Here is a 25,694-nt window from a genome sequence, read left to right as displayed (position 1 = left end):
CCCCGGACCCCCGCTCCTCAAACGCCGGAGGGGCTGGATTCAGCGCCGGAGGGGCTGGTTTTTCAGGGGCGCGGGGAACTGCGCGACCAGCCACAACGGCGGGAAAGCCGAGCGACAGCTCCCGGGGACCGGGGGCGGAGCCCCCGGCGAGCCGTCCGCTGAGGACTTCGGGAAGGGGCGGGGCGGGGAGATCAAAGCTTGCTCTTCTCCCAGCCGCGCCGCTCCGGTCGCGCCCCCAGCTGCGACTCGTCGCGCGAGCGATACACCACGTACGGGCGGAACAGGTACTGCACCGGCGCGCTGAACATATGAATCAGGCGGGTGAACGGGACCAGGGCGATCAGGAGCATGCCGACCACCGCGTGGATCTGGAACAGGACCGGGACCCCGACCATCCGGTCGACGTCCGGCTGCAGCGTGAACAGGCTGCGGACCCAGGGGGCGATGGTCTGGCGGTAGTCGTAGCCCTCGCTCACCGACGAGTGGGCGAGCTTGGCCCACATGCCGAGGACGATCGCCGCGAGCAGGACCAGGTACATCACCTTGTCGTTGGCGGTCGTCGCCTTGAAGACCGGGGCGTTGGTGCGGCGCCGGTACAGCAGCAGCAGGATGCCGAGCACCGCGAGCGCGCCCGCCGCCGTGCCGCCGAACAGCGACAACAGGTGGTACGTGTGCTCGTTGAGGCCGACGTTGTCCGTCCACCGCTCCGGCACCAGCAGGCCCATCAGATGGCCGACGACCACGAACAGGATGCCGTAGTGGAACACCGGCGAGGCCACGTTCAGGAGCTTCGACTCGTACACCTGGGACGAGCGGGTGGTCCAGCCGAACTTGTCGTAGCGGAACCGCCAGATCGTGCCCGCGACGAGCAGGACGACCGCGATGTACGGCAGGGCGCCCCACAGCAGTGTCTTCATCAGAGCCCTCCGGTACGGGTGAACGGTTCGAGGCCGACCTCCTCGCGCGGCGGGCCCGAGCGGGCGAGCGCCCGTGCCTCCGCGCGGTCCTTGGGGGAGGGGCCGGGCAGCGTGCCGCAGACGGCGTCGAGGACCGTCGCGTACGGCGTGCCGTGGTCGGTCAGGGCGAGCCGCAGCAGCTCCAGGCCCGCCCGGTGCTCCTCCAGGAGGACCGGGCCCGCCTGCGCGGAGAACTCCAGGACCGCCGGGAGGAAGTCGGGCAGCTCCTCACCGGTGAAGTCCAGGCCGTGCGCCCGGTACGTCTCCTTGAAGCCGACCAGCGTCATACCGCGCCGCCGCGTGTCCCCGTCCCGCCACCAGCTCAGGTACAGGGAGTGCCGGTTCTTGAAGTCGAAGACCTGGACGTAGTGGGCTGCCAGGTCGCGCGGGCTCGTGGACTCCGCGTACGTGAGGAACGCGTCGAGGGCGGGTGGGGCCGCGGCCCGCAGGAGCGGAAGGCGCTCGCGGAACGCGTCGTCGGGGTAGGCGAGGCAGAGCGCCGCCGCCTGGTGGATCAGGGCGTGCTCGGGGCGGACTTGGCTCACTGCTGCTCCCGTACGTCTTCGGGCTCGTCGTCGGAGGTCTGGCGTTTGCGGGCGGCGTGGAAGTTCTCGATGGTCACCAGCGGCAGCTGCTTCTGGCCGGAGTCCTGGCCGAAGGGGCCGTCGCCGCCCATGCCGGGGCCGTCCGCGTGGTCGAGCGAGCAGGAGTCCGGGACCGCCGACTCCTCCAGGCGCCGGGCGTCGCCGACCGCCGCGGTGGGGATGACATAGCGGTCCTCGTACTTGGCGATGGCGAGCAGCCGGTACATCTCCTCGATCTCCGGGCCGTCCATGCCGACCGACTCGGCGATCTCCCGGCCCGGCCGCTCGCCCAGGTTGACGGCCCGCATGTGGGAGCGCATCGCCGCCAGCTTGTTCAGGGACGCCCGGACCGGCTCCACGTCGCCCGCCGTGAAGATCTCCGCGAGGTATTCGAGGGGGATGCGCAGCGTGTCGATCGCGCCGAACAGGTTGTCCGCGTCCTCCCCGTCGTGCCCGGTCTCCGTGAGCGCGTCCACCACCGGGGAGAGCGGCGGGATGTACCAGACCATGGGCATCGTGCGGTACTCCGGGTGCAGCGGGAGCGCCACCTTGTACTTGCTGATCAGCGTGTGCACGGGGGAGCGCCGCGCCGCCTCCACCCAGTCGTACGGGATCCCGGCCCGCTCGGCCGCCTGCCGCACCTCGGCGTCCTCCGGGTCGAGGAACACTCCCAACTGGGCTTCGTACAGGGCCTGTTCGTCCTGGGTGGACGCGGCCTCGGTCACCTTGTCGGCGTCGTAGAGGATCACCCCGAGATAGCGCAGCCGGCCCACGCAGGTCTCGGAGCAGACGGTGGGCAGGCCCACCTCCAGGCGCGGGTAGCAGAACGTGCACTTCTCCGCCTTGCCGGTGGCGTGGTTGAAGTACACCTTCTTGTACGGGCAGCCCGTCACGCACTTGCGCCAGCCCCGGCAGCCGTCCTGGTCGACGAGGACGATGCCGTCCTCCGCCCGCTTGTACATCGCGCCGGACGGGCAGGACGAGACGCAGGACGGGTTGAGGCAGTGCTCGCAGATCCGCGGCAGATAGAACATGAAGGTCTGCTCGAACGCGAACTTCACCTTGTCGGCGGCCTGTTGGCGCACCTTCGTGACCATCGGGTCCAGGTCGCCGTGCTGGGGCATGCCGCCCAGGCTGTCGTCCCAGTTCGAGGACCACTCGACCTTCATCGGCTTGCCGTCGATCAGCGAGCGCGGCTCCGCCACCGGGTAGTCGTCGCCGAGCGGGGCGTCGGTGAGGTTCTTGTAGTCGTACGTCCAGGGCTCGTAGTAGTCCTTGATCTCCGGCAGTTTCGGGTTGGAGAAGATGCCGAGGAGCGACTTGATGCGGCCGCCGTTCTTCAGCTTCAGGGCTCCGCGCTTGTTCAACTCCCAGCCGCCGCGCCACTTCTCCTGGTCCTCGTAGCGGCGCGGGTAGCCCTGGCCGGGGCGGGTCTCGACGTTGTTGAACCAGACGTACTCCATGCCGTTGCGGTTGGTCCACGCCTGCTTGCAGGTGACCGAGCAGGTGTGGCAGCCGATGCATTTGTCGAGGTTCATGACCATGGCGATCTGTGCCATCGGGCGCATCAGTACTCGACCTCCTGGTTGCGGCGGCGGATGACCGTGACTTCGTCGCGCTGGTTTCCGGTCGGGCCCAAGTAGTTGAAGGCCCAGGAGAGTTGGGCGTATCCGCCGATGAGATGGGACGGTTTCATCAGGACGCGGGTCAGGGAGTTGTGGATGCCGCCGCGCTTGCCGGTGGTCTCCGTCCTCGGGACGTTCACCGTGCGCTCCTGGGCGTGGTGCATGTAGACCGTGCCCTCGGGCATGCGGTGCGAGACGATCGCGCGGGCCACGACCACACCGTTGCGGTTGACCGCCTCGATCCAGTCGTTGTCCTCGACCCCGATCGCGGCCGCGTCCTGCGGGGACATCCAGATGCACTGCCCGCCCCGGGACAGCGACAGCATGAACAGGTTGTCCTGGTACTCGGAGTGGATCGACCACTTGTTGTGCGGAGTGAGATAGCGGACCGTGACCTGCTTCTGCCCGTCAGGGCCCAACTCCGGTTCCCCGAAAAGGCGGTTCATGTCGAGGGGTGGCCGGTAGACGGGCAGCGTCTCGCCTAGTTCGTGCATCCAGTCGTGGTCCAGGAAGAAGTGCTGCCGCCCGGTCAGCGTGTGCCAGGGCTTCAGATGCTCGGTGTTGAGCGTGAACGCCGTGTAGCGGCGCCCGCCGGACTCGCTGCCCGACCACTCCGGGCTCGTGATGACGGGGACGGGGGCGGCCTGCGTGTCCGCGTACGTGATGCGCTTGCCCTCGGCCTCCGCCGCCAGGTGGGCCATCTCCTGGCCCGTGCGCTTCTCCAGGGTGTGGAACCCCTGGGTGGCGAGGCGGCCGTTGGTGGTGCCGGACAGCGCGAGGATTGTGTTGCAGGCCTTCACCGCGGTGTCCAGGAGCGGCCGCCCGTCGGCGGGCCCGCCGAGCACCCGCCCGTTGCGCTCGCCCAGGTCCTCCACCTCCTGGTCGGGGCGGAGCGCGATGCCCTTCGCGGGCAGGCCCAGCTCCTCGGCGAGCGGGCCGAGCGCGGCGAACTTGTCGCCGATCGCCGTGTAGTCCCGCTCCACGACTGTCAGGTTCGGCATCGTCTTCCCCGGCACCGGTTCGCAGTCGCCGCGCTTCCAGTCCCGTACGACACCGCCCGGCTGGGCCGTCTCGCCCGGGGTGTCGTGCTGCAGGGCGGTGGCCACCAGGTCCTTGCGGACGCCGAGGTGCGGAGCCGCCAACTCGCTCAGTCTCCGGGCGAGTCCGAGGAACGTGTCGAAGTCGGTACGCGCCTGCCAGGGCGGGTCGACCGCCGGGCTGAAGGAGTGCACGTACGGGTGCATGTCCGTGGACGACAGATCGTGCTTCTCGTACCACGTGGCGGCGGGCAGGACGACATCGCTCAGGAGCGTGGACGAGGTCTGCCGGAAGTCCAGGGAGAGCAGCAGGTCCAGCTTTCCCTCCGGGGCCTCCTCGTGCCACGTCACATCGCGCGGGCGCTCCTCGGGCCCGGCCTCCTCGGCGCGCAGCGAGGACTGCGTGCCGAGCAGATGCTTGGTGAAGTACTCGGCGCCCTTCGCGGACGAGCCGAGCAGATTGGCCCGCCACAGGGTCAGCACGCGCGGCCAGTTCTCCGGGGCGTCCGGGTCCTCGCAGGCGAACTTCAGCGAGCCGTCCTTGAGTTGCGCCAGCGTGCCGTCGACGCCCTGCTCACCGAGGTCGAGGGAGTTGCGGTCGAACGTCGGGTACGACGGCATCCAGCCGAGCCGGGCCGACTGGGCCAAGCAGTCCGCGCCCGTCATCCCGTCGAAGCGGCCCTCGCCGAGCGGCGACGCGAGCACGTCGGCGGCGAAGCGGTCGTAGCGCCACTGGTCGGTGTTGAGGAACCAGTACGCGGCGCCGATCATCTGGCGCGGCGGCCGCGACCAGTCGCCCGCGCCCGCGAGCGTCGCCCAGCCCGTGACCGGACGGCACTTCTCCTGCCCGACGTAGTGCGCCCAGCCGCCGCCGTTGCGGCCCTGGCAGCCGGTGAGGGTGAGCAGCGCGAGGAAGCCGCGGTAGATGGTCTCGGAGTGGAACCAGTGGTTGGTGCCCGCGCCCATCAGGATCATGCAGCGGCCGCGCGACTGCTCCGCGGTCCGTGCGAACTCCCGGGCGATCTTCACGGCCTTTGCCGCCGGCACCGACGTGTGCGCCTCCTGCCAGCCGGGCGTGCCGGGCTGCGAGGCGTCCTCGTACGACTCGGGCCACGTGCCGGGCAGGCCCTCGCGGCCCACGCCGTACTGCGCGAGCAGCAGGTCGAAGACCGTCGTGACCAGCGGTCCTTCCTGGCCTCCGAGCCGGGTCGCGGGCACGCCGCGGCCGAGCACCTCGCCGCGCCCCTGGCCGTGCGCGCCGCCGTCCGTGTCGAAGCGCGGCAGCAGCACCTCGACGCCGGTCGTGAACTCCTGCCCGTGCAGCGAGAGTCGCGGCGAGACCGAGCCCAGCTGCAGATTCCACTTGCCCTGGCCGGACTCGGTCCAGCGGAAGCCCAACGAGCCGTTGGGGACGGCCGGCTGCCCGGTGTTCGCGTCCAGGACGACCGTCTTCCACTCGCCGCCCTCGCCGTCGTCGCCCAGGTCCGAGGAGCGCAGGAACTTGTCCGGGACGTAGGAGCCGTCCTTCTCCTTCAGCGTCACCAGGAACGGCAGGTCCGTGAACTTGCGGACGTAGTCGTCGAAGAACTCCGTCTTCTTCTCGACGAAGAACTCCTTGAGGATCACGTGCCCCATCGCGATCGCCAGGGCGCCGTCCGTGCCGGGGTGCGGATGCAGCCACTCGTCGGCGAACTTCGCGTTGTCCGCGTAGTCCGGCGCCACGACCACGACCTTCTGCCCGCGATAGCGCGCCTCGGCCATCCAGTGCGCGTCCGGCGTCCGCGTCACCGGGACGTTCGAGCCCCACATCATCAGATAGGCCGCGTCCCACCAGTCCCCGGACTCCGGTACGTCGGTCTGGTCGCCGAAGACCTGCGGCGAGGCCACGGGGAGGTCCGCGTACCAGTCGTAGAACGACAGCATCGGCGCGCCGATCAGCGAGTGGAAACGGGCGCCCGCCGCGTGCGACACCATCGACATCGCCGGGATCGGCGAGAACCCGGCGATCCGGTCGGGGCCGTACTTCTTGATGGTGTGGACATGCGCCGCCGCGACGATCTCCAGCGCCTCGTCCCACGTCGCCCGCACCAACCCGCCCTTGCCGCGCGCCACTTGGTACGTACGCCGACGCTCCGGGTCGTCCTGGATGTCCGCCCAGGCGAGCACCGGGTCCTTCCACCGCTGCTTCGCCTCGCGGTACAGATCGAGCAGCACGCCACGGATGTACGGGTAGCGCACGCGCGTCGGCGAGTACGTGTACCAGGAGAACGCGGCGCCGCGCGGGCAGCCGCGCGGCTCGTACTCGGGGCGGTCCGGGCCGACCGACGGATAGTCCGTCTGCTGGGTCTCCCACGTGATGATGCCGTCCTTGACGTACACCTTCCAACGGCAGGAACCGGTGCAGTTCACGCCGTGCGTGGAGTTCACCACCTTGTCGTGGCTCCACCGGTCCCGGTAGAACGCGTCGGCCTGCCGCCCGCCCGACAGCTCGATGCTGTGCAGGTCGGGCGCCGCCTTGCCGCGCCGGAAGAACTTCCCGGCGCGCAGCAGCGCGGCGCCCGGTTCCGTCACTTGGTCGGTCACCGCAGAGCTCCCTCGGACGTGGGCCATCGCCTCCGGCGAACGTAAGCGCGGTGCGGGGCCGCTACATCTTTGCGGGGGCCGTCCGGGGCGGACCGTGGGCGGGCCCGGGGCCATCCGTGGCCGTCCGGGCCTTACCTGGGACGTAATCGACGCCCCCGCCCCCGCCCGGCACAGTCGTCGTACCGGGCCCCGGGGCGGCGCACTCCGCTCCGGTGTCCGGGGCTCGCGCACCCGGCGCGGGCGCCGTCCATGACTGCCTTGACCGCGCGTGGCAGCCCATGACGGCCCATGACCGCCCATGACCGCTCACCGAGAGGAACCGATCATGTCGACTTCTTCGCTCACCCTGCGCCGTCTGCTCGCCCTCGACGCCGTGGTCACCGGCGCCAACGGCCTCGCCTACGCCGCCGTCTCCGGGCCGCTCGGCCGGCTCCTCGGCGTCGACTCCGGGCTGCTGCTCGCCCTCGGCGTGGGGCTCGTGCTCTACGCGGCCGGCGTCGGGCTGCTCGCCTCCCGGTCGCGGCCGCCCGTACTCGCCGTGAACGCGGTGGTCGACATCAACACGGTCTGGGCCTTGCTCAGCCTCGTCGCGCTCGCCGCGTGGCTGGAGCCGAGCGCGGCGGGCGCCGTGTGGATCCCGGTGCAGGCGCTCGTCGTCGCCGCGTTCGCCGTCGCGCAGTACGTCGCCCTGCGGGGCGTGCGGGCCGGGGCCGTCGTCAGGGCATGAGCTCCCGCAGGTGCTTCACCGTCGCCGGGTCGGCCGGGAGCAGCGTCTCCACGGCCAGCTCGGCGACCGTCACGTCCATCGGCGTATTGAACGTCGCGATCGACGACACGAACGACAGCAGCCGCCCCTGGTGCTCCAGGCGCAGCGGCAGCGCGAAGTACGGCAGCGGCGGCGCCTCCGGCTCCGGCTGCTCGCCCGGGTCCGCCACCGGGTAGGCCGCGACCTCCTCGTACAGCTCGCGCAGCGTCTCCGAGCGGCGCAGGGCGATCTGGCGCTCCATCTGGTGCAGCAGATGCCCGCGCCACTCGCCGAGGTTGCGGATTCGCGGGGCGAGGCCCTCCGGGTGCAGGGTCAGGCGCATGGCGTTGAGCGGCGGCGTGAGCAGGCGCTCCGGTACTCCGTTGAGGAGGATCGCCATGCCCCGGTTCGCCGCGACCACCTCGTAGGTGGCGTCGACGACAAGCGCCGGATAAGGCTCGTACCCCTGAAGCAGTTGGTCGAGACCGGCGCGCAGGGCGTCGAGGGACGGGTCGTCCAGCGGGGTCTCCGGGAAGCGCGGCGCGTATCCGGCGGCCAGGAGCAGCGCGTTCCGCTCCCGTACGGGGACGTCCAGATGCTCGGCGAGGCGCAGCAGGAACTCCTCGCTGGGCCGGGACCGGCCGGTCTCCACGAAGCTGATGTGCCGGGCCGAGGAGTCCGCGCGCAGCGCCAGCTCCAGTTGGCTGATGCGGCGCTGCTCCCGCCAGCCGCGCAGAAGGGGCCCGACTCCCTTGTCCCGTACGGCAGTTGGCCTTCGTTGAGCGCTGGTCATGACAGGACCGTAACCGATCCCGGAGGGTCGGGCTGTGGCAGGCTGACGGCGAGTACCCCGACTCGTACCCCCGTGAGGAGCGCCGCCATGGCACTGGCACCGCTGTCGCAGCAGGAGATCGACGACCGGCTCGCGGAGCTGCCCGGCTGGGAGTTCCGGGACGACAAGCTGTCCCGCTCGTACCGCCTCGGCTCGCACTTCGCGGCGGCGGCGCTCGCCGTGCACATCGCGCAGGTGCAGGACGAGCTGGACCATCACTCGGACCTGACGCTCGGCTACAACTCCGTCAAGCTGTCGGTGAACACGCACAGTGTGGGGGGCGCGGTCACGGAGAAGGACTTCGGGCTTGCGGGGCGGGTGGAGGCTCTCGCGAAGGCGCACGGGGTCAGGGCCTGAGCTTTTCCCCTCCCCGCCTCGTGCCCCGACAGGGGCGCGGGGAACTGCGCGACCGGCCACGATGGCGCGGCAGCCAAACGACGGAGCGGGGGTCTGGGGCGGAGCCCCGGCTTGCTGGAACCGCAACGAGGTTTGCCCGACCTGCATGCGTGCGCGCACGCTGCCCCCGTACACGTACGACATGAGGGGCGACCACCATGGGCAATCACCAACACGGCGACGTCGACTGGGAACAGCTGGGCGCGAGCCTGACGCGGCGGGCCGAGGCGTACGCGCCGATGACCGCGCGGATCATCGAGCAGCTGCGCGCCGCACAGCCGCGACCGCGCCGGATCGTGGACGCGGGCAGCGGCCCCGGCGTCATCGCCTGCGCGCTCGCCGAGGCCTTCCCGGACGCCGAGGTCGTCGCCGTCGACGGCACACAGGCCCTGCTCGACCTGACCGCGCGGCGCGCCGAGCGCGCCGGGGTCGCCGACCGGGTGCGGACACACCTCGCCGACCTGCCGGACGGCCTCGCGGACGTCGGCGAGGCGGACGTGGTCTGGCTCGGCCTCGCCCTGCACCACCTCGGCGACCAGCGCGCCGCGCTCACCGAGTTCGCCCGCCGGCTCGCGCCGGGCGGCACCCTCGTCCTCCTGGAGGGCGGGCTTCCGGCGCGCTGCCTGCCCCGGGACATCGGCATCGGCAGGCCCGGACTGCAGGCCCGCCTCGACGTGGCCCAGGAGGACCGGTTCAACGAGATGCGCGCCGCGCTGCCGGACGTCAAGGACGAGGCCGAGGACTGGGGCGCCCTGCTCACAGCGGCCGGACTCACGCACGCGGAGACGCGCACCCATCTGCTCGACCTGCCCGCCCCCGCGTCCCCCACTGTCCGCGCGCACGTCGCCGACCTCTTCGGGCGGCTGAGCGGCGGCCTGCGCGAGGGGCTCGACGCGGACGATGCCGCCACCCTCGACCGGCTCCTCGACCCGGACGACGAGGCGGGCCTTGACCACCGGCCCGATGTGTTCCTCCTTGCCGCGCAGACCGTGTATCTGGGGCGGAAGGGCGCCTGAGCCACGTACGGGAACGGCGGAGCCGCCGCCCGGAGGTGTTCCGGACGGCGGCTCCGCCGCATGCCTGAGGCGGCTCAGACCACGTCGAACGTCGCCGGGTCCGGGCCCAGGCGCTTGCCCTCGTCGAGCGCCGCGATCGCCGTCAGGTCCTCGCCGTCGAGCTCGAAGCCGAACACGTCGAGGTTCTCCTTGATCCGGGACGGGGTCACGGACTTCGGGATCACGACGTTGCCCAGCTGGAGGTGCCAGCGCAGCACGATCTGGGCCGGGGTGCGGCCGTGCTTCCGCGCGATCGCGACGATCGTCGGCACCTCGAGCAGGCCCTTGCCCTGGCCGAGCGGCGACCAGGCCTCGGTCGCGATCTCGTGGCGCGCGTGGGCCGCGCGGGACTCGGCCTGCTGCAGCTGCGGGTGCAGCTCGATCTGGTTGAGCACGGGCACGACCGACGTCTCGTCGAGCAGCCGCTCCAGGTGCTCCGGCAGGAAGTTCGACACGCCGATGGCCTCCGCGCGGCCGTCGGCGTAGATCTTCTCGAAGGCCTTGTACGTGTCGACGAACGTGCCCCGGTCGGGCAGCGGCCAGTGGATCAGGTACAGGTCGACGTGGTCCAGGCCGAGCTTGGCAAGGGAGGTGTCGAAGGCGCGCAGCGTCGAGTCGTAGCCCTGGTCGGCGTTCCACAGCTTGGTGGTGACGAACAGCTCGTCGCGCGCGATGCCCGAGGAGGCGAGGGCCCGGCCGGTGCCCTCCTCGTTGCCGTACACGGCGGCGGTGTCGATGCTGCGGTACCCGGCCTCCAGGGCGGTGCCGACCGCGCGCTCCGCCTCCTCGTCCGGCACCTGCCAGACGCCGAAGCCGAGCTGCGGCATGGCGACGCCGTTGTTGAGGGTGATGGTGGGGACCTTGCTCACGAGCTCTCGATCCTTCGGTGGTGGGTGGTACTTACATCGTCAACGATCACGCCGTACCGCGCATTCCCGTTCGCCGTCTCGTTCACGACACGTTCACCGCGCCGGGAGGCCGAGATACGCCTCCCGCACCCTCGGGTCGGCGCGCACCTCGGCCGGGGTGCCCTCCGCGAGGACCGCGCCGAGGTCCAGGACGACGACACGGGCGCAGAGCTCCATCACGAACGCCACATTGTGCTCGACGAGCAGCACCGCACAGCCCCGCTCGTCCGCGAGATGCCGTACGACGGCGGCCAACTGGGCACGTTCCGCGGCCGTCATCCCGGACGCCGGCTCGTCCAGAAGCAGCACCCGGGGCGGGTCGGCGAGCGCCCGCGCCAGCTCGACCATGCGGGCGCGGCCGACCGGCAGGGCCCCCGCGTGCCGGTCCGCCAGGTCGTCGAGCCCGCACTCCCTGAGCACCTCCGACGCCTCTGCGCGGCGGGCCCGTTCACGCCTGCGGCGGCCGGGCGCACCGACCGCGTCGGCCACGAGCCCGCCCCCGCCGCCGCGCCACTCCTGGGCGACGAGCAGATTGTCGGCGACGGTCAGCTGGCCGAAGAGCTGCTGACGCTGGAACGTACGCCGCATGCCGTGCCGGGCCCGCCAGACCGGGGAGCGCCGGGTGACGTCCGCCCCGTCGAGCAGGACCCGGCCGGAGTCCGGGAGGCGGATGCCCGAGACGACGTCGAACAGGGTGGTCTTCCCGGCCCCGTTGGGACCGATCAGGCCGCAGACCTCGCCGGGGCGCACCGCGATCCTCGCGTCCCGCAGGGCGCGTACACCGCCGAACCGGACGTCGATCCCGGTCGCTTCGAGCACGTGACGGGTCATGGCCCGCTCACCTCCGTACGTGTCGCGTGCGGGTCGTCCGCCGCGATGCCGAGGTACGCCTCCGTCAGCCGGTCCGCCTCGACCTCCGCGCGCGGGCCGCACCACGAGACGCGGCCCTGGGACAGGTAGGCGACCCGGTCCGCGACGCCCAGGATCTCGGCGGCCTTCTCCTCGACGAGCAGCAACGCCGTGCCCGCGTCCCGGAGTTCGGCAAGCAGCCGGAACACCTCGTCGACGACGCGCGGCGCGAGCCCGAGGGACGGTTCGTCGGCGATCAGCACCTTCGGCGGGCGCTGCAACAGCGGGGCGAGGGCGAGGAGTTGCTGCTCGCCGCCGGAGAGCGAGCCGGCGCTGACGGTGCGGCGGGCGGCGAGCGCGGGGAAGCGTTCGTACACCGCGTCGCGGTCGGTGCGGTCCGGCAGGTGCAGGGCGAGGTTCTCGTCGATGGTGAGGGCCGGGAAGATGCCGCGGCCTTCGGGGGCGAGGAGGGTGCCTGCGCGGGAGCGGGGGACGGGGCCGGTGCGGGTGACGTCGCGGCCGTCGGCCAGCACCTGGCCGGTGCGGGGCGTGAGGATTCCGGCCGCTACTCGGCAAGTGGTGGTTTTGCCCGCGCCGTTGGGGCCGAGGAGGGCGAGGATCTCGCCTGCTCTTACGGTGAGGTGCACTCCGTGGAGTACGGCTGCGGTGTCGTATCCGGCGTGGATGCCGTGGAGGGCGAGGGCGTCTTTCTCCCCTCCCCGCCCCTTCCCGAAAGCCTGCGGCGCTTCGGGGCTCCGCCCCGGACCCCGCTCCTCAAACGCCGGAGGGGCTGAATTTGGCTCGGCATCCGTGCCCCGATAGGGGCGCGGGGAACTGCGCGACCAGCCACGACGGCGCCGCAGGCTTTCGGGAAGGGGCGGGGTGGGGGAAGAAGCCCGGCGCCGCCTGTACCGCCGTACCGACACCGCCGCCGCATACCCGTCAGGGTCATTCGCCAACGCCAACCCCGCCAACCCGAACAGGATCACCGGCAGGTGCACCGACTCCGTCACATAGTCCGCGATCAGGTGGGGCATGAGGGCGAACACCAGCCCCGCCACCACCGCGAACTGCGGCCTCCGCACACCCGCCGCGACGACCACCGCGAGCCAGATCAGGCCCGTCATCGCGGTGAAGTCGGTCGCGGTGATACGGGTGTTGTACGAGGCGTACATGACCCCGCCGAAACCGGCCAGCCCCGCGGACAGCGTGAACAGGAGCAGTTTCGTACGGACCACGGAGACGCCGGAGGCCATCGCCGCGGCCGGTGCGGAGCGTACGGCGAGCATCGCGCGGCCCGTCGGAGAGTTGCGCAGCGCGCTGAGGGCCGCCACGACCGCCGTGACGAGGACGAGCAGGGCCACGCCCATCGCCCGGTCGTCGCCCAGATCGATGGGGCCGAAGACGGGCCGGGGTATCTCCCAGCCCGTGTCGCCGTTCCTCAACCAGCCGGTCTGGAACAGGACTTGGTCGGCGAGGAAGGCGAGCGCGAGTGTCGCGAGGGCGAGGGAGCGGCCGCCGAGGCGCAGCGCGGGCAGCGCGACCACGGCGCCGAGCAGCGCGGCCGCGCAGGTGCCGACGAGCGCCGCGCCGAGGAACGGCCAGCCCCGGCTCATCAGGAGCCCGGCGACCAGGGCCGCGCCCGTGACGAAGGTGGCCTGTGCCAGGGAGACCATCGCGCCGAGTCCCGTGACCACGGTGAAGGAGAGTAAGACGAGCGAGACTGCCAGGCCCTGGGCGAGGATGCCGCTCCAGAACGGGGTCGTGACCGTGTAGAAGGCGATCGCGAGCAGCGCCGCGCCCGCCGCCCACGGCCCCCAGCGCCGGGTCCACGAGCTGCCCGCGAGGTAGTCGAGCGGCGGCGCGTCCACGGCGGCGGTGCCCGCGGTGCGCTGCCGCCGCGCCATCATCAGCAGCCCGCCGAAGAGGATCAGGAACGGTACGGCCGTACGGAAGCCGGTGAGGTCGTCGGCGAACGAGGCGTACCCGGCCACGAGGTTCTGCAGCACCCCGAGGGCCAGGCCGCCCGCGAACGCCAGCGGGATCGAGGCGAAGCGGCCGAGTACGGCGGCGGTCGCGGAGACGAAGAGGAACAGGGTGAAGTCGTGGGCGGACAGGCCGAGGAGCGGAGTGGCGAGCACGCCCGCCAGGCCCGCGAGCGCCGACGACAGCATCCACGCCACCGACGACAGCCGGTCGGCGCTCATGCCGCGCAGCTCGACCAGGGAACGGTTGTCGACGACGGCGCGCAGCCGCAGGCCGAGCGGGGTGTGCCGGAGCAGCAGCCACAGGCCCGCGGCGACCACGGCCGTCGTCACCCAGGTGATCAGCTGGTCCGAGTCGACGCCGACGCCGTCCATCAGCTGCCAGGACACGGCGGGGCTCGGCCCGACGCCGGGCAGTCCGAACTGGTTCTCGGCGGGTTTCACCGGCGCACCCGCCTGCTCCAGGACCTCGACGATCCACAGGCCGAGCGCGGGCAGCGCCACAAGGAGGCCGATGGTGGCGACGATCTGAGCCGTCTCGCCGACTCGCGCCAGCTTGCGGAACATCAGCCGGTCAAGGGCCCAGCCGAGCCCTGGCGCGATCACGCAGACGAGCAGCAGCGCGGTCGGCACGGTAGGCCAGCCGAAGCCGGAGTGCAGTTCGTGGAAGGCGAGCGCGCAGAGGTAGGCGGTCGCGCCATGGGCGAAGTTGAAGAGCCCGGAGGCCGAGTAGGAGAGCACCAGCCCGGTGGCGAGCAGCGCGTACAGCGCACCCGAGACGAGGCCGCTGAGGACGAAGCCGAGAAGGTCAGCCATGGCGGGCCGCCCCTACTTGAAGGGGATGGGTTCGTAGCACTTGAACGGCGAGGACACCTCGTACCGGCCGTTCTTGAGCTGGACGAGCGCGCCGCAGCCGAAGGACTCTTTCTGGCCCTTGGGCAGTTCGCGGTCGCCGACCATCGTGTCCTTGTCGGAGAAGCCCTTGGCGGCCTTCTGGAAGGAGGCCGTGGTGAGGTCGCGGCCGGCCTTCTCGGCGACTGCGAGGAACAGGTCGGCGGACATGTAGCCGGTCATCATGTGCATGTTGAGCGGCACGTCCTTGCCGGCGGCCTTCCTGATGTCGGCCTTGAACTGCTGCATCCGCGCGCTGTCCGACTCGAACGGCTCGAAGGTCAGCAGCACATGCACGCCGTCGAGCGCCTTACGGCTGGCGCTCTTGGCGAGCAGGCCGGGGTCGTAGTCGGTGGGATCGGTGATCACGCCCTTGAAGCCGCTGCGCTTGACCGCCGTGAACAGACCGATGTTGTACGGGGTCTGCATCACCGAGACCACCGCGTCCGGCGCCTTCCCGCCGTCGCTGCGCAGGATCTCCTTGGTGTACGCGGACCAGTCGCTGGGCGCTGACGCGGCGGGGACGACGGCCTTCGCGTACGTCACGTCGAAACCGGCGGCGGCGAAGCCCTGTTTGTAGGTGCGGATGGCGAAGGTGCCGGCGTCGTTGTCGTTGGCGAGGATCGCGACGGACTTGCCCTTCGCGCCGCCCATCACGTCGGCGAGGCCCTCGGGCCAGCTCTGTGTGATGGTGCCGCCCGGCATCGGGACCATGCAGCCGCCGAAGCCGTAGATGTACTCGGGCCCGCAGAACTGCGGAAGAGTGCCCCAGCCGAAGGTCGGCACCCTCTCCCTGTTCAGGAAGTCGGCCCCGGAGAAGGCGACCGAGCTCATCGGCGACACCGCGAACACCTTGTCCCGCTGGACGAGTTTGCGGGCCGATGCGAGGTTCTTGGCGGGGTCCTGGCCGTCGTCCTCCGCGCCCAGGTAGTCGATGGTCCGGCCGTGCACGCCGCCCTCGGCGTTGGCGCGGTCGTAGCGGGCCTTGGCGCCGAGGTCGGTGTCCTTCTTGCTGTAGCCGCTGGACGTGGTCATGGAGACGATGCCGCCGACCTTGATGCTGTCGTCGCTCACCCCGCGCGCCGAACCGCCCTTCTCCCCGCCGGAGGCAGGGGTCGCGGCGGAGTTGCAGGCGGTGGCGGTGGCGGCGAGCAGCAGGGCGGCCGCGGCGGCGAAGGTGCGGATGCGGTTGCGTCGAGGCACGGGCCGGTTCCCTCCGTCGAAGTGAGGGAGATTCTGTGGCCGACCTGATGAACCGTCAATAACTGACGCATCGGTAATTGATGAACCGTCAGAAGTGGCGCCGGGCCCTCTTGTCGACGGGACGCACGAGCGGTAACGGCCGCCGCCGGGCCCTCTTGCCGAAGGCGCTCACGCGCGGTAGAGGGCCTCCACCTCGGCCTCGTAGGTCTGCTCGATCGCCTTCCGCTTGAGCTTCAGGGACGGGGTGAGCAGGCCGTGCTCCTCGGAGAACTGGTGCGCCAGTATCCGGAACGTACGGATCGACTCGGCCTGCGAGACCAGCGTGTTGGCGGCGACCACCGCGCGCCGGATCTCCGTCTCCAGGTCCGGGTCGCGCACCAGGTCGGCCGGGCTGAGGCTGGGCTTGCCGCGCATGTTCAGCCAGTGCTCGACGGAGTCGCTGTCCAGGGTGACGAGCGCCGCGATGTACGGCCGGTCGTTGCCGACGACGATGCACTGCGCGACCAGCGGATGGTCCCGTACCCGCTCCTCCAGTTGCGAGGGCGAGACGCTCTTGCCGCCGGAGGTCACGATGATCTCCTTCTTGCGGCCGGTGATCGTCAGATAGCCGTCCTCGTCGAGGTGGCCCAGGTCGCCGGTGGCGAGCCAGCCCTCGTGCAGTGCCTCGTCCGTGGCCTTCGGGTTGCCCAGATAGCCCTGGAACACCTGGTCGCCGTAGAGCCACACCTCGCCGTCGTCCGCGATGTGCACCGTGGTGCCGGGGATCGGGCGGCCGACCGTGCCGAAGCGGGTCTGCTCCGGCGGGTTGGCGGTCGCGGCGGCGGTCGACTCGGTGAGCCCGTACCCCTCGAAGATCAGCACGCCCGCGCCGGCGAAGAACAGGCCGAGCCTGCGGTCCATGCCGGAGCCGCCGGACATCGCGTGCCGCACCCGGCCGCCCATGGCCGCGCGGACCTTGGAGTACACCAGCTTCTCGAAGAGCTGATGCTGCATCCGCAGCGCCGCCGAGGGGCCCGGCCCGGTGCCGAACGCCTTGTGCTCCATCGCGTCCCAGTACTTCACCGCGACCTCGACGGCCTTGTCGAACGGCCCGAGCTTGCCGTCCGTCTCGGCCTTCCTGCGGGCCGCGTTGAAGACCTTCTCGAAGATGTACGGCACGGCCAGGATGAACGACGGCCGGAACGCGGCCAGATCGGGCAGCAGCGCGGCCGCGTTCAGGTTCGGCTGGTGGCCCAGCTTGACCCGGCCGCGGATCGCCGCGACCTCCACCATCCGCCCGAAGACGTGCGCGAGCGGCAGGAAGAGCAGCGTGGTCGCCTCGTCGCCGCGCTTGGAGTGGAAGACCGGCTCCCAGCGGGCGACCAGGGTGTCCGCCTCGTACATGAAGTTGGCGTGGCTGATCACGCAGCCCTTGGGGCGGCCCGTCGTACCGGAGGTGTAGATCACCGTCGCGACCGAGTCGGGCGTCACCGCACGACGGTGGCGGTGCACCACCTCGTCGTCGATGTGCTCGCCCGCGGCCACCAGTTCACCGACCGCCTCCGAGTCCAGCTGCCACAGGCGGCGCAGCGCGGGCAGCCGGTCGATGACCGAGCCGATCGTCATCGAGTGGTCCTCGTGCTCCACGACGCAGGCCGAGACCTCGGCGTCGTACAGCATCCAGAAGACCTGCTCGGCGGAGGAGGTCGGGTAGACCGGCACGACCTGCGCGCCGATGGTCCACAGGGCGAAGTCGAAGAGCGTCCACTCGTAGCGCGTACGGGACATGATGGCGACGCGGTCGCCGAAGCGTACGCCGTGCGCGAGCAGGCCCTTGGCCAGGGCGAGGACCTCGTCACGGAACTCCGCCGACGTGACGTCCCGCCACTCGCCGTCGACCTTGCGTCCCAGGGCGATGCGCAAGGGGTCCTCGAGGGCATGGTCGAAGACGACATCGGCCAGACCGCCCACCGGCGGCGCCGACGCCAGGGGAGGTGAGGTGAACTCGCGCAATGGTTCTCCTTGTGGCGCTCCACACAGCGCGGGTGACGGTACCCCACGCGGCTTCCGGGCGGGAGGGGGTGGCGGGCCTCGGATGGCCGTCATCGTCACAGGTCAGGCGGCGAAATGGGGCGATACCTACTTCGGGGTAAGTTTCGGTTCCGTAACCTCCACGGAATCTGTACGCGGCGGTCACGTGGGGCGGTTTCTCCCCTCCCCGCCCCTTCCCGAAAGACCTGCGGTCGGCTCCGGGGGCTCCGCCCCCGGCCCCCGCTCCTCAAACGCCGGAGGGGCTGTTTTTAGGGGCGCGGGGAACTGCGCGACCAGCCACGACGGCGCGGCAGCCGAAAAGACGGAGCAGAAGGCGGGGGGCGCAGCCCCGAAGCTGCCGCAGGCTTTCGGGAAGGCGGCGCGGGGTGATCCATGCTGGCATTCCGGGAGTTTCGCACGGACCCCGGTGGGCCGGGTGAACTGCGCCCGCAGGCAAGGCGCTTCAGCGCTCCTGCCCGCCCCGGTGCAACCGGTCCCCGCCCGCCAGGATCGCCGACGCGAGCGCGTCCGCCGCCTCCTGGGCGCGGGCCCGGGTGCGGCCGTGGCGGAGTACGAAGTCGACGCCGCCGAGGTCCGGCAGGCCCGAGCGAATCCGGACCAGGCCCGGCGGGATCAGGCTGCGGGTGTGGGCCATCACGCCGAGGCCCGCGCGGGCCGCCGCCACCAGGCCGTTGAGGCTGCCGCTCGTGCAGGCGATGCGCCACGCGCGGCCGCTTTGCTCCAGGACTTCGAGCGCGCGGGCCCGCGTGATGCCCGGCGGGGGGTAGACGATCAGCGGCACCGGCTCCCGCGGGTCGACCCGCAGCCGCTCCCCGCCGGTCTCGGCGCCGATCCACACCAGCTCGTCCCGCCACACCAGCGTCCCCTCCGCCTCCCCGTCCCGTGGATGGCGCTTCGCGAGGACCAGGTCGAGCCGCCCGTCCGCGAGCCTGCGGTGCAGCGTGCCGGAGAGCTCGACCGTCAGCTCCAGGTCGACCTCCGGATGCTCGCGCCGGAACGCCTTGAGGATCTCCGGCAGTTCGGTGAGGACGAAGTCCTCCGAGGCGCCGAACCGCAGCCGCCCGCGCAGCCGCGTGCCCGCGAAGAACGCCGCCGCCCGCTCGTGCGCCTCCAGGATCGTGCGGGCGAAACCGAGCATCGCCTCGCCGTCCTCGGTCAGCTCCACGCTGTGCGTGTCCCGTGCGAAGAGCGTGCGGCCCGTCGCGTCCTCCAGGCGCCGCACGTGCTGGCTGACCGTCGACTGGCGCAGGCCGAGCCGGCGCGCGGCCCGCGTGAAGCTCAGGGTCTGCGCCACGGCCAGGAAGGTGCGCAGTTGCGCGGGGTCGTACATGCACGCCAGGCTAGCGTCCTTATCACGTATCGCGATAGCAGTCAGTCCCGTATCCCGGATTCCCGATCACGGCGTTCAGGAGGACGATGGAGAGGGCACGCTCCGCATCGCATGCCCCTCCCGTCACCGTCACTGTCACCGTCACCGACCCCGCCCACCGCACTGGAGCACAGCGCACCGTGAAACGCCCGACCTGGCCGTCCTGGATGCCGATCGACCCGTACGTCCTGCTGCTGCTCGGCACGGTGGGCATCGCGGCGCTGCTGCCCGCGCGGGGCACGGGCGCCGAGGTCGCCTCCGGTGCGGCCACCGGCGCGGTCGCCTTCCTGTTCTTCCTCTACGGCGCCCGGCTCTCCACCCGCGAGGCGCTGGACGGCCTGCGCAACTGGCGGCTCCACCTCACCGTCATCGCCTGTACGTTCGCGGTCTTCCCGCTGCTCGGCCTGGCCGCGGGCGGGCTCGTGCCGTACGTCCTGACGCCCGCGCTGTACAGCGGCTTCCTGTTCCTGACCCTCGTGCCGTCGACCGTGCAGTCGTCGATCGCGTTCACGTCCATCGCGCGCGGCAACGTGCCCGCCGCGATCTGCGCCGGGTCGTTCTCGTCGCTCGCCGGGATCGTGCTGACGCCGCTGCTCGCCGCCGGGCTCATCGGCGGGCACGCCGGGTTCTCCGCGGACTCGCTCGTCAAGATCGTGCTGCAACTGCTCGTGCCGTTCCTCGCCGGGCAGCTGCTGCGGCGCTGGATCGGCCCGTTCGTCGCCCGGCACAAGAAGGTCCTCGGCCTGGTGGACCGCGGCTCCATCCTGCTCGTCGTCTACGCCGCGTTCAGCCAGGGCATGGTCGCCGGCATCTGGAACCAGGTCACCCCGCTGCGGCTGCTCGCGCTCCTCGGCGTCGAGGCCGTGCTGCTCGCCGCGATGCTGACGCTGACCTGGTTCGGCGCGAAGCGACTTGGCTTCTCCCGGGCCGACCGGGTCGCGATCCAGTTCGCCGGGTCGAAGAAGTCCCTGGCGGCCGGACTGCCCATGGCCAGCGTGCTGTTCGGCGCGCAGGCCTCGCTCGCGGTCCTTCCGCTGATGCTCTTCCACCAGATGCAGCTGATGGTCTGCGCCGTCATCGCCAAGCGCCGCTCCCGCGACCCCGAGGCCGCCGCCGACGCCGTACCGCCCGAGGCGGCGGCAGCACCGGACGCCGGCCCGATCAGTCGCCTGGAGCGAGCCGCAGCCGCAGGAACCGTGGCCGGTACAGCGACACGTTCCGGCTGACGTTCGCCTGCGCCGCCCGCGGGTCCGACTCCAGCCAATTCACGTCGTAGCTCAGCAGCAGCCGGCCGTCGTCGGACCGCAGCGCGGGGTGTGCCTGCGGGTTGTAGACGGCGGTGCTCTGCCGCGCCGCCCCGTCCGGTGGCAGCGGCGGCGCGAAGCCCTTCGCCGGGCCGTGCCAGGGCCCGTTCGGCGCGCACGACCAGTACGACGTGATCGTCGACAGGCCCTTTGCCCCCGCCGCCATCGTGAAGAGGACCCACGTCCCCTCGTCCCGTACGACGGTGTACGCGCTGCCCACGCCCTTCTTCTCCCCGTCCCCGAGCACCGGTGCGGCCTCGCTGCCCCAGCCCTCGCCGTCCCAGTACCGCCAGGCGCCGGGCTCGGCGAGCCGCCCGTGCGGGACGCGGGCCACGTACGCCTCCGAGGCGGGCCGCACCGCCGTCTTCCCGTCGTTGCCGCCGAAGACGTACGTGTATTCCTTGCCGTCGACCGCCGTCGTCCCGTACAGGACGCGCTCGACCGGGTCCTTGACGCCGCTCTGGTCGGAGACCCGGACCGTGCCCTCCAGGCGCAGGTCCGGCAGGGAGAGCGTGGCGACCTCGGTGGCCAGGGGCAGCCCGTAGATCCACGGCCCGGTGCCGGTGGCGCGGGTCCACAGCAGGACGCGGACGACCTGTTCGGAGGAGCCGGGGGAGCGGGGCTCGACCTTCGCCGCGACCGGCCAGCGCCACTGGCCCGCCGCCGGATCGGCGAACAGCGGGGCGGGCAGGGTCCGCTCAAGTCGACCCGAACGGCCCATCACCACCGCCGAGTTCCGCACGAACGGGGCGGTCGTGTCCCGCCAGGCGTGCGGCTGGCCGGAGAGGTTCGGCGGTCCGTGCACCTTGCCGAGGAACGTGTCCGAGAACAGCCACAGGACCCGTCCGTCCGGCAGCCGCACCGAGTGGGTGCCGTCGCCGCCGGACCAGTCGTCGTCACGGGACGCGTCGTTGCCGTACCGGGCGAACTCCCCGGTCGTGCGCTGGTCCGCCGTCCAGGACGCCACCTTGCGCGGGGCGCACGCGGCGCCGCCCTTCCGGTCGTCCCGGTCCGGGAGGGCGGTGAACAGGGTGCCCGCGAGGACGGCGGCGAGCAGCAGCACCAGACCGGTGCCGTACGGCCACCGCCGGGCCGCGGGCTTCCCCGTACGCCTCGTGCGCCTCGTATGCCTCGTTCGTTCAGCGGCTGACACGCACGGGACGTTAACGGCTGCCGTTGATCCGGTCCAACGGCAGCCGCAGCACGGTGCCGAGGGGCACAGCGCCGCCGCGTGTGCGCAGCCGCTTCAGCTCGGCGTCGCTCAGCGCCCGGTCCCACACCTGGACCTCGTCGATCGCGCCCGCGAAGTGGGCCCGGCTGTCGACGCGTTGACCGACGTGCACGCCGAACCCGGACGTCCGGCTCACCGAACCGGGCACGGCCCCCGTCGTGGCGACCTTCGTGCCGTCGACGGTGAGGCTGAACTCGCCCTCGGTGCGCCGCAGTACGGCGTGGTGCCACTTGCCGTCGTTCAGCGCGGACGTGTTGCGCACCCACGCCGAGCGGGGCGCCGCGGCGCCGTCCCGCGCGGTCATCAGGCCCATGATCCGCCCCGAGGCGGGCTCGCCGCGCAGCCACACCTGCGGCTGCTTCGTGCCGACGCCACCCATCCACAGCAGCGGATGCTCGCCGCTCTTGGCCGAGTAACGGAACCAGAGCGAGGCCGTGAACTCGTCGTCGTACAGCGGGAGTTGCGAGCGATACGGCAGGCGTACGGCGTCGTCGGTGCCGTCGAGGGCGAGCGCGCCGCCGAACCGGCCCGAGGTCGCCCTGCCGCCGCCGAGCACCGTGGCGCCGGGTGCTCCGAACGCCAGGTCCGGGGTGGTCGGATCGGGGCCGCGGCGGGGCTTCAGCCAGTCCTCGGTGAAGCGGGCGAAGCGGATCTCGTCGCGCGCGTCCACCGCGCCGCCCTCGTAGAGGAGGCCGACAGTCGCCGGAGTGCGGCCCGCGCCGCCGATCGCCACCAGGTCGGAGTAGCCGGACCAGTCGGTGGACACGACCGTGCCGCGGTCCACGCTGTCCCAGGTACGGCCCCCGTCGTACGAGGAACGCACCATCATCGTGCGCCGCCGGTCCGGGTCGGCCGGGCAGGAGAGAAGCATCCGGTGCTCAAGGCCGACCGTCGCGCACTGCACTTGGGGTGCGTACAGGTCCGGGATCGCGCGGAACTTGCCGGTGAAGGACGCGCCGCCGTCCCGGCTCACGGCGTGGGTGCGGTGGCCGAGGTCGGTGCCGTCCTGCTCGCGTCCGCTGACATAGATCTCGCCGTCGCCGCGCTCGGTGAGCGTAACCTCGGAGGGCTTCTGGCGGAACGTGCCGTCCTGCGCTATCGGCCAGGAGTCGGTCGCGCCGACCTTCCACGTGTCGCCGCCGTCGTCGCTGTGGATCAGCGCGGCGTGGTTGGCGGTGACCCGACTGCCGTTCCACGTCTCGGTGTTGACGCCGAAGACGAGCCGGCCCGCGTGCGGCCCGCGCTCCAGCTGGATGCCGTGCACCGGGCCCGTCGCGTACCAGGAGTTCCAGTGCCCCGGCAGGATCTGGTCGCTGAGGTCGCGCGGCTCGGACCAGCTGCGGCCGTCGTCGTCGCTGTACTGGAGGTGCGGGGTGCGCTCGCAGGGCACGTCGCAGTTGCCGCCGCCGGGCTTGCCCGGGTTCCAGGTCTCGGCCAGCAGGATGCGGCCGGTCTCGCGGTCCACCATGGGCGCCGGGTTGCCGTGGGTGTCGCCCGCGCCCTCGTTGACGACCTGCAGCGGGCCCCAGGTGCGGCCGCCGTCCGTGGAGCGTTTGAGGACGAGGTCTATGTCGCCCGCGTCCGTGCAGTCGTTCACCCGGCCCTCGGCGAACGCGAGCAGGGTCCCTGAAGTTGTCTGCACGACGGCCGGGATGCGGAAGCAGGCGTAGCCCGGGTCCTGGGAGGCCTTGAAGAGGACCTGCTGCGTGAAGTCCGTCGCTTCGGGGGCGCGTTGGGAGGCTTGTGCGATCGTGGCGGGGGCTGCCAGGGCGAGGGCGGTGAGGGTGGCGAGGAGGGGGCGTAAGGCTCTGCGGGGTCCGGACGGCATGTGGATACCTGCCCTTCTGCGGTCCTGCGCGGCATCTGCTGCACGTTCACGTCATCCGGACATCCCACGTCCAATGTCCGGTTTCCTGAAGGTACTTGGGGTGATAGGCGGCGACAAGGACCTGCGCGGGCGTTGCTTTTCCCCTCCCCGCCCCTTCCCGGCTGTGTCGATGTGCGGCTGGCGCCGCGTGGCCTGCGGACAGCTCCTGGGGGCCAGCCCCCAGACCCCCGCTCCTCAAACGCCGGAGGGGCTATTGATAGGGGCGCGGGGAACTGCGCATCTTTTGAGGGGCGCGGGGAACTGCGCGACCAGCCACGATGGCGGGCTGGCCGAACGACGGCATGAAGCAGCCCGTCCGGCGCTTGAGGACGAGCCCGGAGGGCGACCGGGGTACGTAGGGGCGACGCCCCTGCGGGGCAGCGCGCACGGGTCCGGCCGGTGCAGGGGGCGCTCCTCGCCGGCCGGGACCCCGCCGCCGCGTACGCGGGCGCTCGCGGTCAGCCCTGACCGGCCGCGGCCTGCAGGGCGATGCGATGGTCGCCCGCGTACACGTTCATGGAGGTGCCGCGCAGGAAGCCCACAAGCGTGAGCCCCGTCTCGGCCGCCAGGTCCACGGCGAGCGAGGACGGCGCGGAGACCGCGGCGAGCACCGGGATGCCCGCCATCACGGCCTTCTGCGCCAGCTCGAAGGAGGCACGCCCGGAGACGAGCAGGATCGTGCGGGCCAGCGGAAGCCGGTCGTCCTGCAGCGCGCGGCCGACCAGCTTGTCGACCGCGTTGTGCCGCCCCACGTCCTCCCGCACGTCGACCAGGTCGCCGTCCTCCGTGAACAGCGCCGCCGCGTGCAGGCCCCCGGTCCGGTCGAAGACCCGTTGGGCCGCGCGGAGCCGGTCGGGGAGGCTCGCGAGCAGGGCGGGTTCGAGCCGGACCGGGGGAGTGCTGCGTTTCTGGTGGTCCGTGCCGTGCGTGCCGTCGCCGGTCGCGTCGTCGATGGGCCAGCGCGCCGTCGTCCGCACCGCGTCCAGACTGGCCTTGCCGCACAGGCCGCAGGACGAGGACGTGTAGACGTTCCGTTCGAGCGTGATGTCCGGGAGGGGGACTCCGGGGGCGGTCGACACGTCCACCACGTTGTACGTGTTGGAGCCCTCCTGCGTAGCCCCCGCGCAGTACACGATGGACCGCAGCTCGTCCGCCGCGCCGAGTACGCCCTCGCTCACCAGGAACCCGGCGGCGAGCGCGAAGTCGTCGCCCGGTGTGCGCATCGTGATCGCGAGGGGCTTGCCGTTCAGGCGGATTTCCAGCGGCTCCTCCGCGACCAGCGTGTCCGGGCGGGTGGAGACCGCCCCGTCCCGGACACGGATGACGCGGCGTCGCTCGGTGACGCGTCCCATCAGGTGATCAGTCCCGGTTCTGTACGTGTTGATAGCCGAAGCGGCCCTTGATGCAGAGGTTGCCGTGGGTCACCGGGTTGTCGTGCGGCGAGGTGACCTTGACGATCTCATTGTCCTGCACGTGCAGCGTCAGGTTGCAGCCCACACCGCAGTACGCGCACACCGTGGTCGTCTCCGTCTGGGCCGACTCGTCCCACGTACCGGCCGCCCGCATGTCGAACTCGCTCTTGAAGCTGAGCGCGCCCGTCGGGCAGACCTCGATGCAGTTGCCGCAGTACACGCACGCGGAGTCGGTGAGCGGGGCGTCGTGCTCGACGGCGATCCGGGCGTCGAAGCCGCGCCCGGCGACGGCGATCGCGAAGGTGTTCTGCCACTGCTCGCCGCAGGCGTCCACGCACTTGTAGCAGAGGATGCACTTGTCGTAGTCGCGTACGTACAGGTCGTTGTCGACCTTCGGGGACTCGTTCAGGCGGGCCGCGTCCGGGCCGAAGCGGTCGGGCTTCGCCTCGTACTCCTTCAGCCACTCCTGGACGCGCGGGGTGGTCGACAAGTCGACCGAGGACGCGAGGAGTTCGAGGACCAGCCTGCGGCTGTGCCGGGCGCGCTCGGTGTCCGTACGGACCTCCATGCCGGGCTCGGCCCTGCGGGAACAGGCGGGCGCCAGGGTACGCGCGCCCTCGACCTCCACCACGCACACCCGGCAGGCGTTCTTCGGGGTGAGCGTGTCGCCCTCGCAGAGCGTCGGGATGTCCTTGCCCGCGGCCCGGCAGGCGTCCAGGACGGTGGCGCCCTCGGGGACCCGTACGGGTTCGTCGTCCAGCGTGAACTCCACGAGACGACGCGGCGGCTGCAGCGGAATGGCGGTCATGCGTACGCTCCCAGACGGTCGAT

General features: G+C 71.6%; 19 protein-coding genes. 4 read left to right on the top strand and 15 right to left on the bottom strand.

The window, feature by feature from the left end; genetic code table 11:
- Window positions 1-191: 191 nt before the first annotated feature.
- Genes narI through QIT00_RS01965 form a run of 4 tightly spaced genes read right to left on the bottom strand, consistent with a single transcriptional unit; the run spans window position 192 to window position 6,812 of the window.
- A complete protein-coding gene (narI, locus tag QIT00_RS01980) occupies window positions 192-917 on the bottom strand; it encodes a respiratory nitrate reductase subunit gamma (protein WP_282533267.1) in 726 nt (241 codons plus the stop codon).
- Entirely contained in the window at window positions 917-1,501 is a 585-nt protein-coding gene (narJ, locus tag QIT00_RS01975; RefSeq protein WP_282533266.1) for a nitrate reductase molybdenum cofactor assembly chaperone, read from the bottom strand. The genes narI and narJ overlap by 1 nt, the downstream gene beginning before the upstream one ends.
- Window positions 1,498-3,108 carry a nitrate reductase subunit beta gene (gene narH / locus QIT00_RS01970; protein ID WP_282533265.1) on the bottom strand — a complete coding sequence of 537 codons (1,611 nt, stop codon included), beginning with the start codon at window positions 3,106-3,108 and terminating at the stop codon, window positions 1,498-1,500. Before narH ends, narJ begins: the two co-directional genes overlap by 4 nt.
- On the bottom strand, window positions 3,108-6,812 hold the full coding sequence (locus QIT00_RS01965; protein ID WP_282533264.1) for a nitrate reductase subunit alpha: 3,705 nt from the start codon (window positions 6,810-6,812) through the stop codon (window positions 3,108-3,110). The genes narH and QIT00_RS01965 overlap by 1 nt, the downstream gene beginning before the upstream one ends.
- Window positions 6,813-7,110: 298 nt before the next feature.
- Here QIT00_RS01965 and QIT00_RS01960 point away from each other — a divergent pair, with 298 nt between their 5' ends.
- Window positions 7,111-7,512, top strand: coding sequence for a hypothetical protein (locus tag QIT00_RS01960; RefSeq protein WP_282533263.1), 402 nt, complete (start codon window positions 7,111-7,113; stop codon window positions 7,510-7,512).
- Here the strand turns inward: QIT00_RS01960 and QIT00_RS01955 are convergent.
- Entirely contained in the window at window positions 7,502-8,323 is an 822-nt protein-coding gene (locus tag QIT00_RS01955) for a helix-turn-helix domain-containing protein (RefSeq protein ID WP_282533262.1), read from the bottom strand. The genes QIT00_RS01960 and QIT00_RS01955 overlap by 11 nt on opposite strands.
- Window positions 8,324-8,410: 87 nt before the next feature.
- Between QIT00_RS01955 and QIT00_RS01950 the strand changes: the two genes are divergently transcribed.
- On the top strand, window positions 8,411-8,719 hold the full coding sequence (locus tag QIT00_RS01950; protein ID WP_282533261.1) for a 4a-hydroxytetrahydrobiopterin dehydratase: 309 nt from the start codon (window positions 8,411-8,413) through the stop codon (window positions 8,717-8,719).
- Window positions 8,720-8,916: 197 nt separating this feature from the next.
- A complete protein-coding gene (locus QIT00_RS01945; RefSeq protein WP_282533260.1) occupies window positions 8,917-9,774 on the top strand; it encodes a class I SAM-dependent methyltransferase in 858 nt (285 codons plus the stop codon).
- A 74-nt stretch (window positions 9,775-9,848) separates the two neighbouring features.
- Here the strand turns inward: QIT00_RS01945 and QIT00_RS01940 are convergent, their stop codons facing one another.
- From QIT00_RS01940 to QIT00_RS01915, 6 genes are all read right to left on the bottom strand, one after another.
- The gene (locus QIT00_RS01940) at window positions 9,849-10,682 is read right to left on the bottom strand and encodes an aldo/keto reductase (protein WP_282533259.1); all 834 of its coding nucleotides are present in this window, start codon (window positions 10,680-10,682) and stop codon (window positions 9,849-9,851) included.
- Between the two features lie 93 nt (window positions 10,683-10,775).
- Window positions 10,776-11,552: an ABC transporter ATP-binding protein gene (locus QIT00_RS01935; protein WP_282533258.1), complete on the bottom strand. Its 777-nt coding sequence runs from the start codon at window positions 11,550-11,552 to the stop codon at window positions 10,776-10,778.
- On the bottom strand, window positions 11,549-14,371 hold the full coding sequence (locus QIT00_RS01930) for an ABC transporter permease subunit (protein WP_282533257.1): 2,823 nt from the start codon (window positions 14,369-14,371) through the stop codon (window positions 11,549-11,551). Before QIT00_RS01930 ends, QIT00_RS01935 begins: the two co-directional genes overlap by 4 nt.
- A gap of 12 nt (window positions 14,372-14,383) precedes the next feature.
- On the bottom strand, window positions 14,384-15,649 hold the full coding sequence (locus tag QIT00_RS01925; protein ID WP_282533256.1) for an ABC transporter substrate-binding protein: 1,266 nt from the start codon (window positions 15,647-15,649) through the stop codon (window positions 14,384-14,386).
- Between the two features lie 168 nt (window positions 15,650-15,817).
- Window positions 15,818-17,641 (bottom strand): AMP-dependent synthetase/ligase, encoded by a 1,824-nt coding sequence (locus QIT00_RS01920; protein WP_282533255.1) that lies wholly within the window; start codon window positions 17,639-17,641, stop codon window positions 15,818-15,820.
- A 481-nt stretch (window positions 17,642-18,122) separates the two neighbouring features.
- Window positions 18,123-19,010: a LysR family transcriptional regulator gene (locus tag QIT00_RS01915; RefSeq protein ID WP_282533254.1), complete on the bottom strand. Its 888-nt coding sequence runs from the start codon at window positions 19,008-19,010 to the stop codon at window positions 18,123-18,125.
- 179 nt (window positions 19,011-19,189) lie between these two features.
- Between QIT00_RS01915 and QIT00_RS01910 the strand changes: the two genes are divergently transcribed.
- Entirely contained in the window at window positions 19,190-20,275 is a 1,086-nt protein-coding gene (locus QIT00_RS01910) for a bile acid:sodium symporter family protein (protein WP_282533253.1), read from the top strand.
- On the opposite strand, the gene QIT00_RS01905 is transcribed toward QIT00_RS01910, so the two are convergent.
- The 4 genes from QIT00_RS01905 to QIT00_RS01890 all read right to left on the bottom strand — a co-directional run bounded on the left by QIT00_RS01905 (window position 20,211) and on the right by QIT00_RS01890 (window position 25,671).
- A complete protein-coding gene (locus QIT00_RS01905) occupies window positions 20,211-21,410 on the bottom strand; it encodes a DUF4185 domain-containing protein (protein ID WP_282533484.1) in 1,200 nt (399 codons plus the stop codon). The two genes, QIT00_RS01910 and QIT00_RS01905, sit on opposite strands and share 65 nt — an antisense overlap.
- 106 nt (window positions 21,411-21,516) lie before the next feature.
- Window positions 21,517-23,412 carry an exo-alpha-sialidase gene (locus QIT00_RS01900; RefSeq protein WP_282533252.1) on the bottom strand — a complete coding sequence of 632 codons (1,896 nt, stop codon included), beginning with the start codon at window positions 23,410-23,412 and terminating at the stop codon, window positions 21,517-21,519.
- Between the two features lie 497 nt (window positions 23,413-23,909).
- Window positions 23,910-24,803 (bottom strand): formate dehydrogenase accessory sulfurtransferase FdhD, encoded by an 894-nt coding sequence (gene fdhD / locus QIT00_RS01895; RefSeq protein ID WP_282533251.1) that lies wholly within the window; start codon window positions 24,801-24,803, stop codon window positions 23,910-23,912.
- Window positions 24,804-24,810: 7 nt separating this feature from the next.
- Window positions 24,811-25,671, bottom strand: coding sequence for a 2Fe-2S iron-sulfur cluster-binding protein (locus tag QIT00_RS01890; protein WP_282533250.1), 861 nt, complete (start codon window positions 25,669-25,671; stop codon window positions 24,811-24,813).
- Window positions 25,672-25,694 lie beyond the last annotated feature (23 nt).

The organism is Streptomyces luteolus, from assembly GCF_029968015.1.
GTDB lineage: Bacteria > Actinomycetota > Actinomycetes > Streptomycetales > Streptomycetaceae > Streptomyces > Streptomyces luteolus.
This window is presented reverse-complemented; position numbering and strand designations above follow the sequence as displayed.

Bases quoted from the DNA above. Each gene is read 5' to 3' on its own strand.
- QIT00_RS01955 (WP_282533262.1), bottom strand. From the start codon at position 8,323: ATGACCAGCGCTCAACGAAGGCCAACTGCCGTACGGGACAAGGGAGTC.
- QIT00_RS01915 (WP_282533254.1), bottom strand. From the start codon at position 19,010: ATGTACGACCCCGCGCAACTGCGCACCTTCCTGGCCGTGGCGCAGACC.
- narI (WP_282533267.1), bottom strand. From the start codon at position 917: ATGAAGACACTGCTGTGGGGCGCCCTGCCGTACATCGCGGTCGTCCTG.
- QIT00_RS01900 (WP_282533252.1), bottom strand. From the start codon at position 23,412: ATGCCGTCCGGACCCCGCAGAGCCTTACGCCCCCTCCTCGCCACCCTC.
- QIT00_RS01930 (WP_282533257.1), bottom strand. From the start codon at position 14,371: ATGGCTGACCTTCTCGGCTTCGTCCTCAGCGGCCTCGTCTCGGGTGCG.
- QIT00_RS01890 (WP_282533250.1), bottom strand. From the start codon at position 25,671: ATGACCGCCATTCCGCTGCAGCCGCCGCGTCGTCTCGTGGAGTTCACG.
- QIT00_RS01965 (WP_282533264.1), bottom strand. From the start codon at position 6,812: ATGGCCCACGTCCGAGGGAGCTCTGCGGTGACCGACCAAGTGACGGAA.
- fdhD (WP_282533251.1), bottom strand. From the start codon at position 24,803: ATGGGACGCGTCACCGAGCGACGCCGCGTCATCCGTGTCCGGGACGGG.
- narH (WP_282533265.1), bottom strand. From the start codon at position 3,108: ATGCGCCCGATGGCACAGATCGCCATGGTCATGAACCTCGACAAATGC.
- QIT00_RS01945 (WP_282533260.1), top strand. From the start codon at position 8,917: ATGGGCAATCACCAACACGGCGACGTCGACTGGGAACAGCTGGGCGCG.
- QIT00_RS01960 (WP_282533263.1), top strand. From the start codon at position 7,111: ATGTCGACTTCTTCGCTCACCCTGCGCCGTCTGCTCGCCCTCGACGCC.
- QIT00_RS01935 (WP_282533258.1), bottom strand. From the start codon at position 11,552: ATGACCCGTCACGTGCTCGAAGCGACCGGGATCGACGTCCGGTTCGGC.
- QIT00_RS01950 (WP_282533261.1), top strand. From the start codon at position 8,411: ATGGCACTGGCACCGCTGTCGCAGCAGGAGATCGACGACCGGCTCGCG.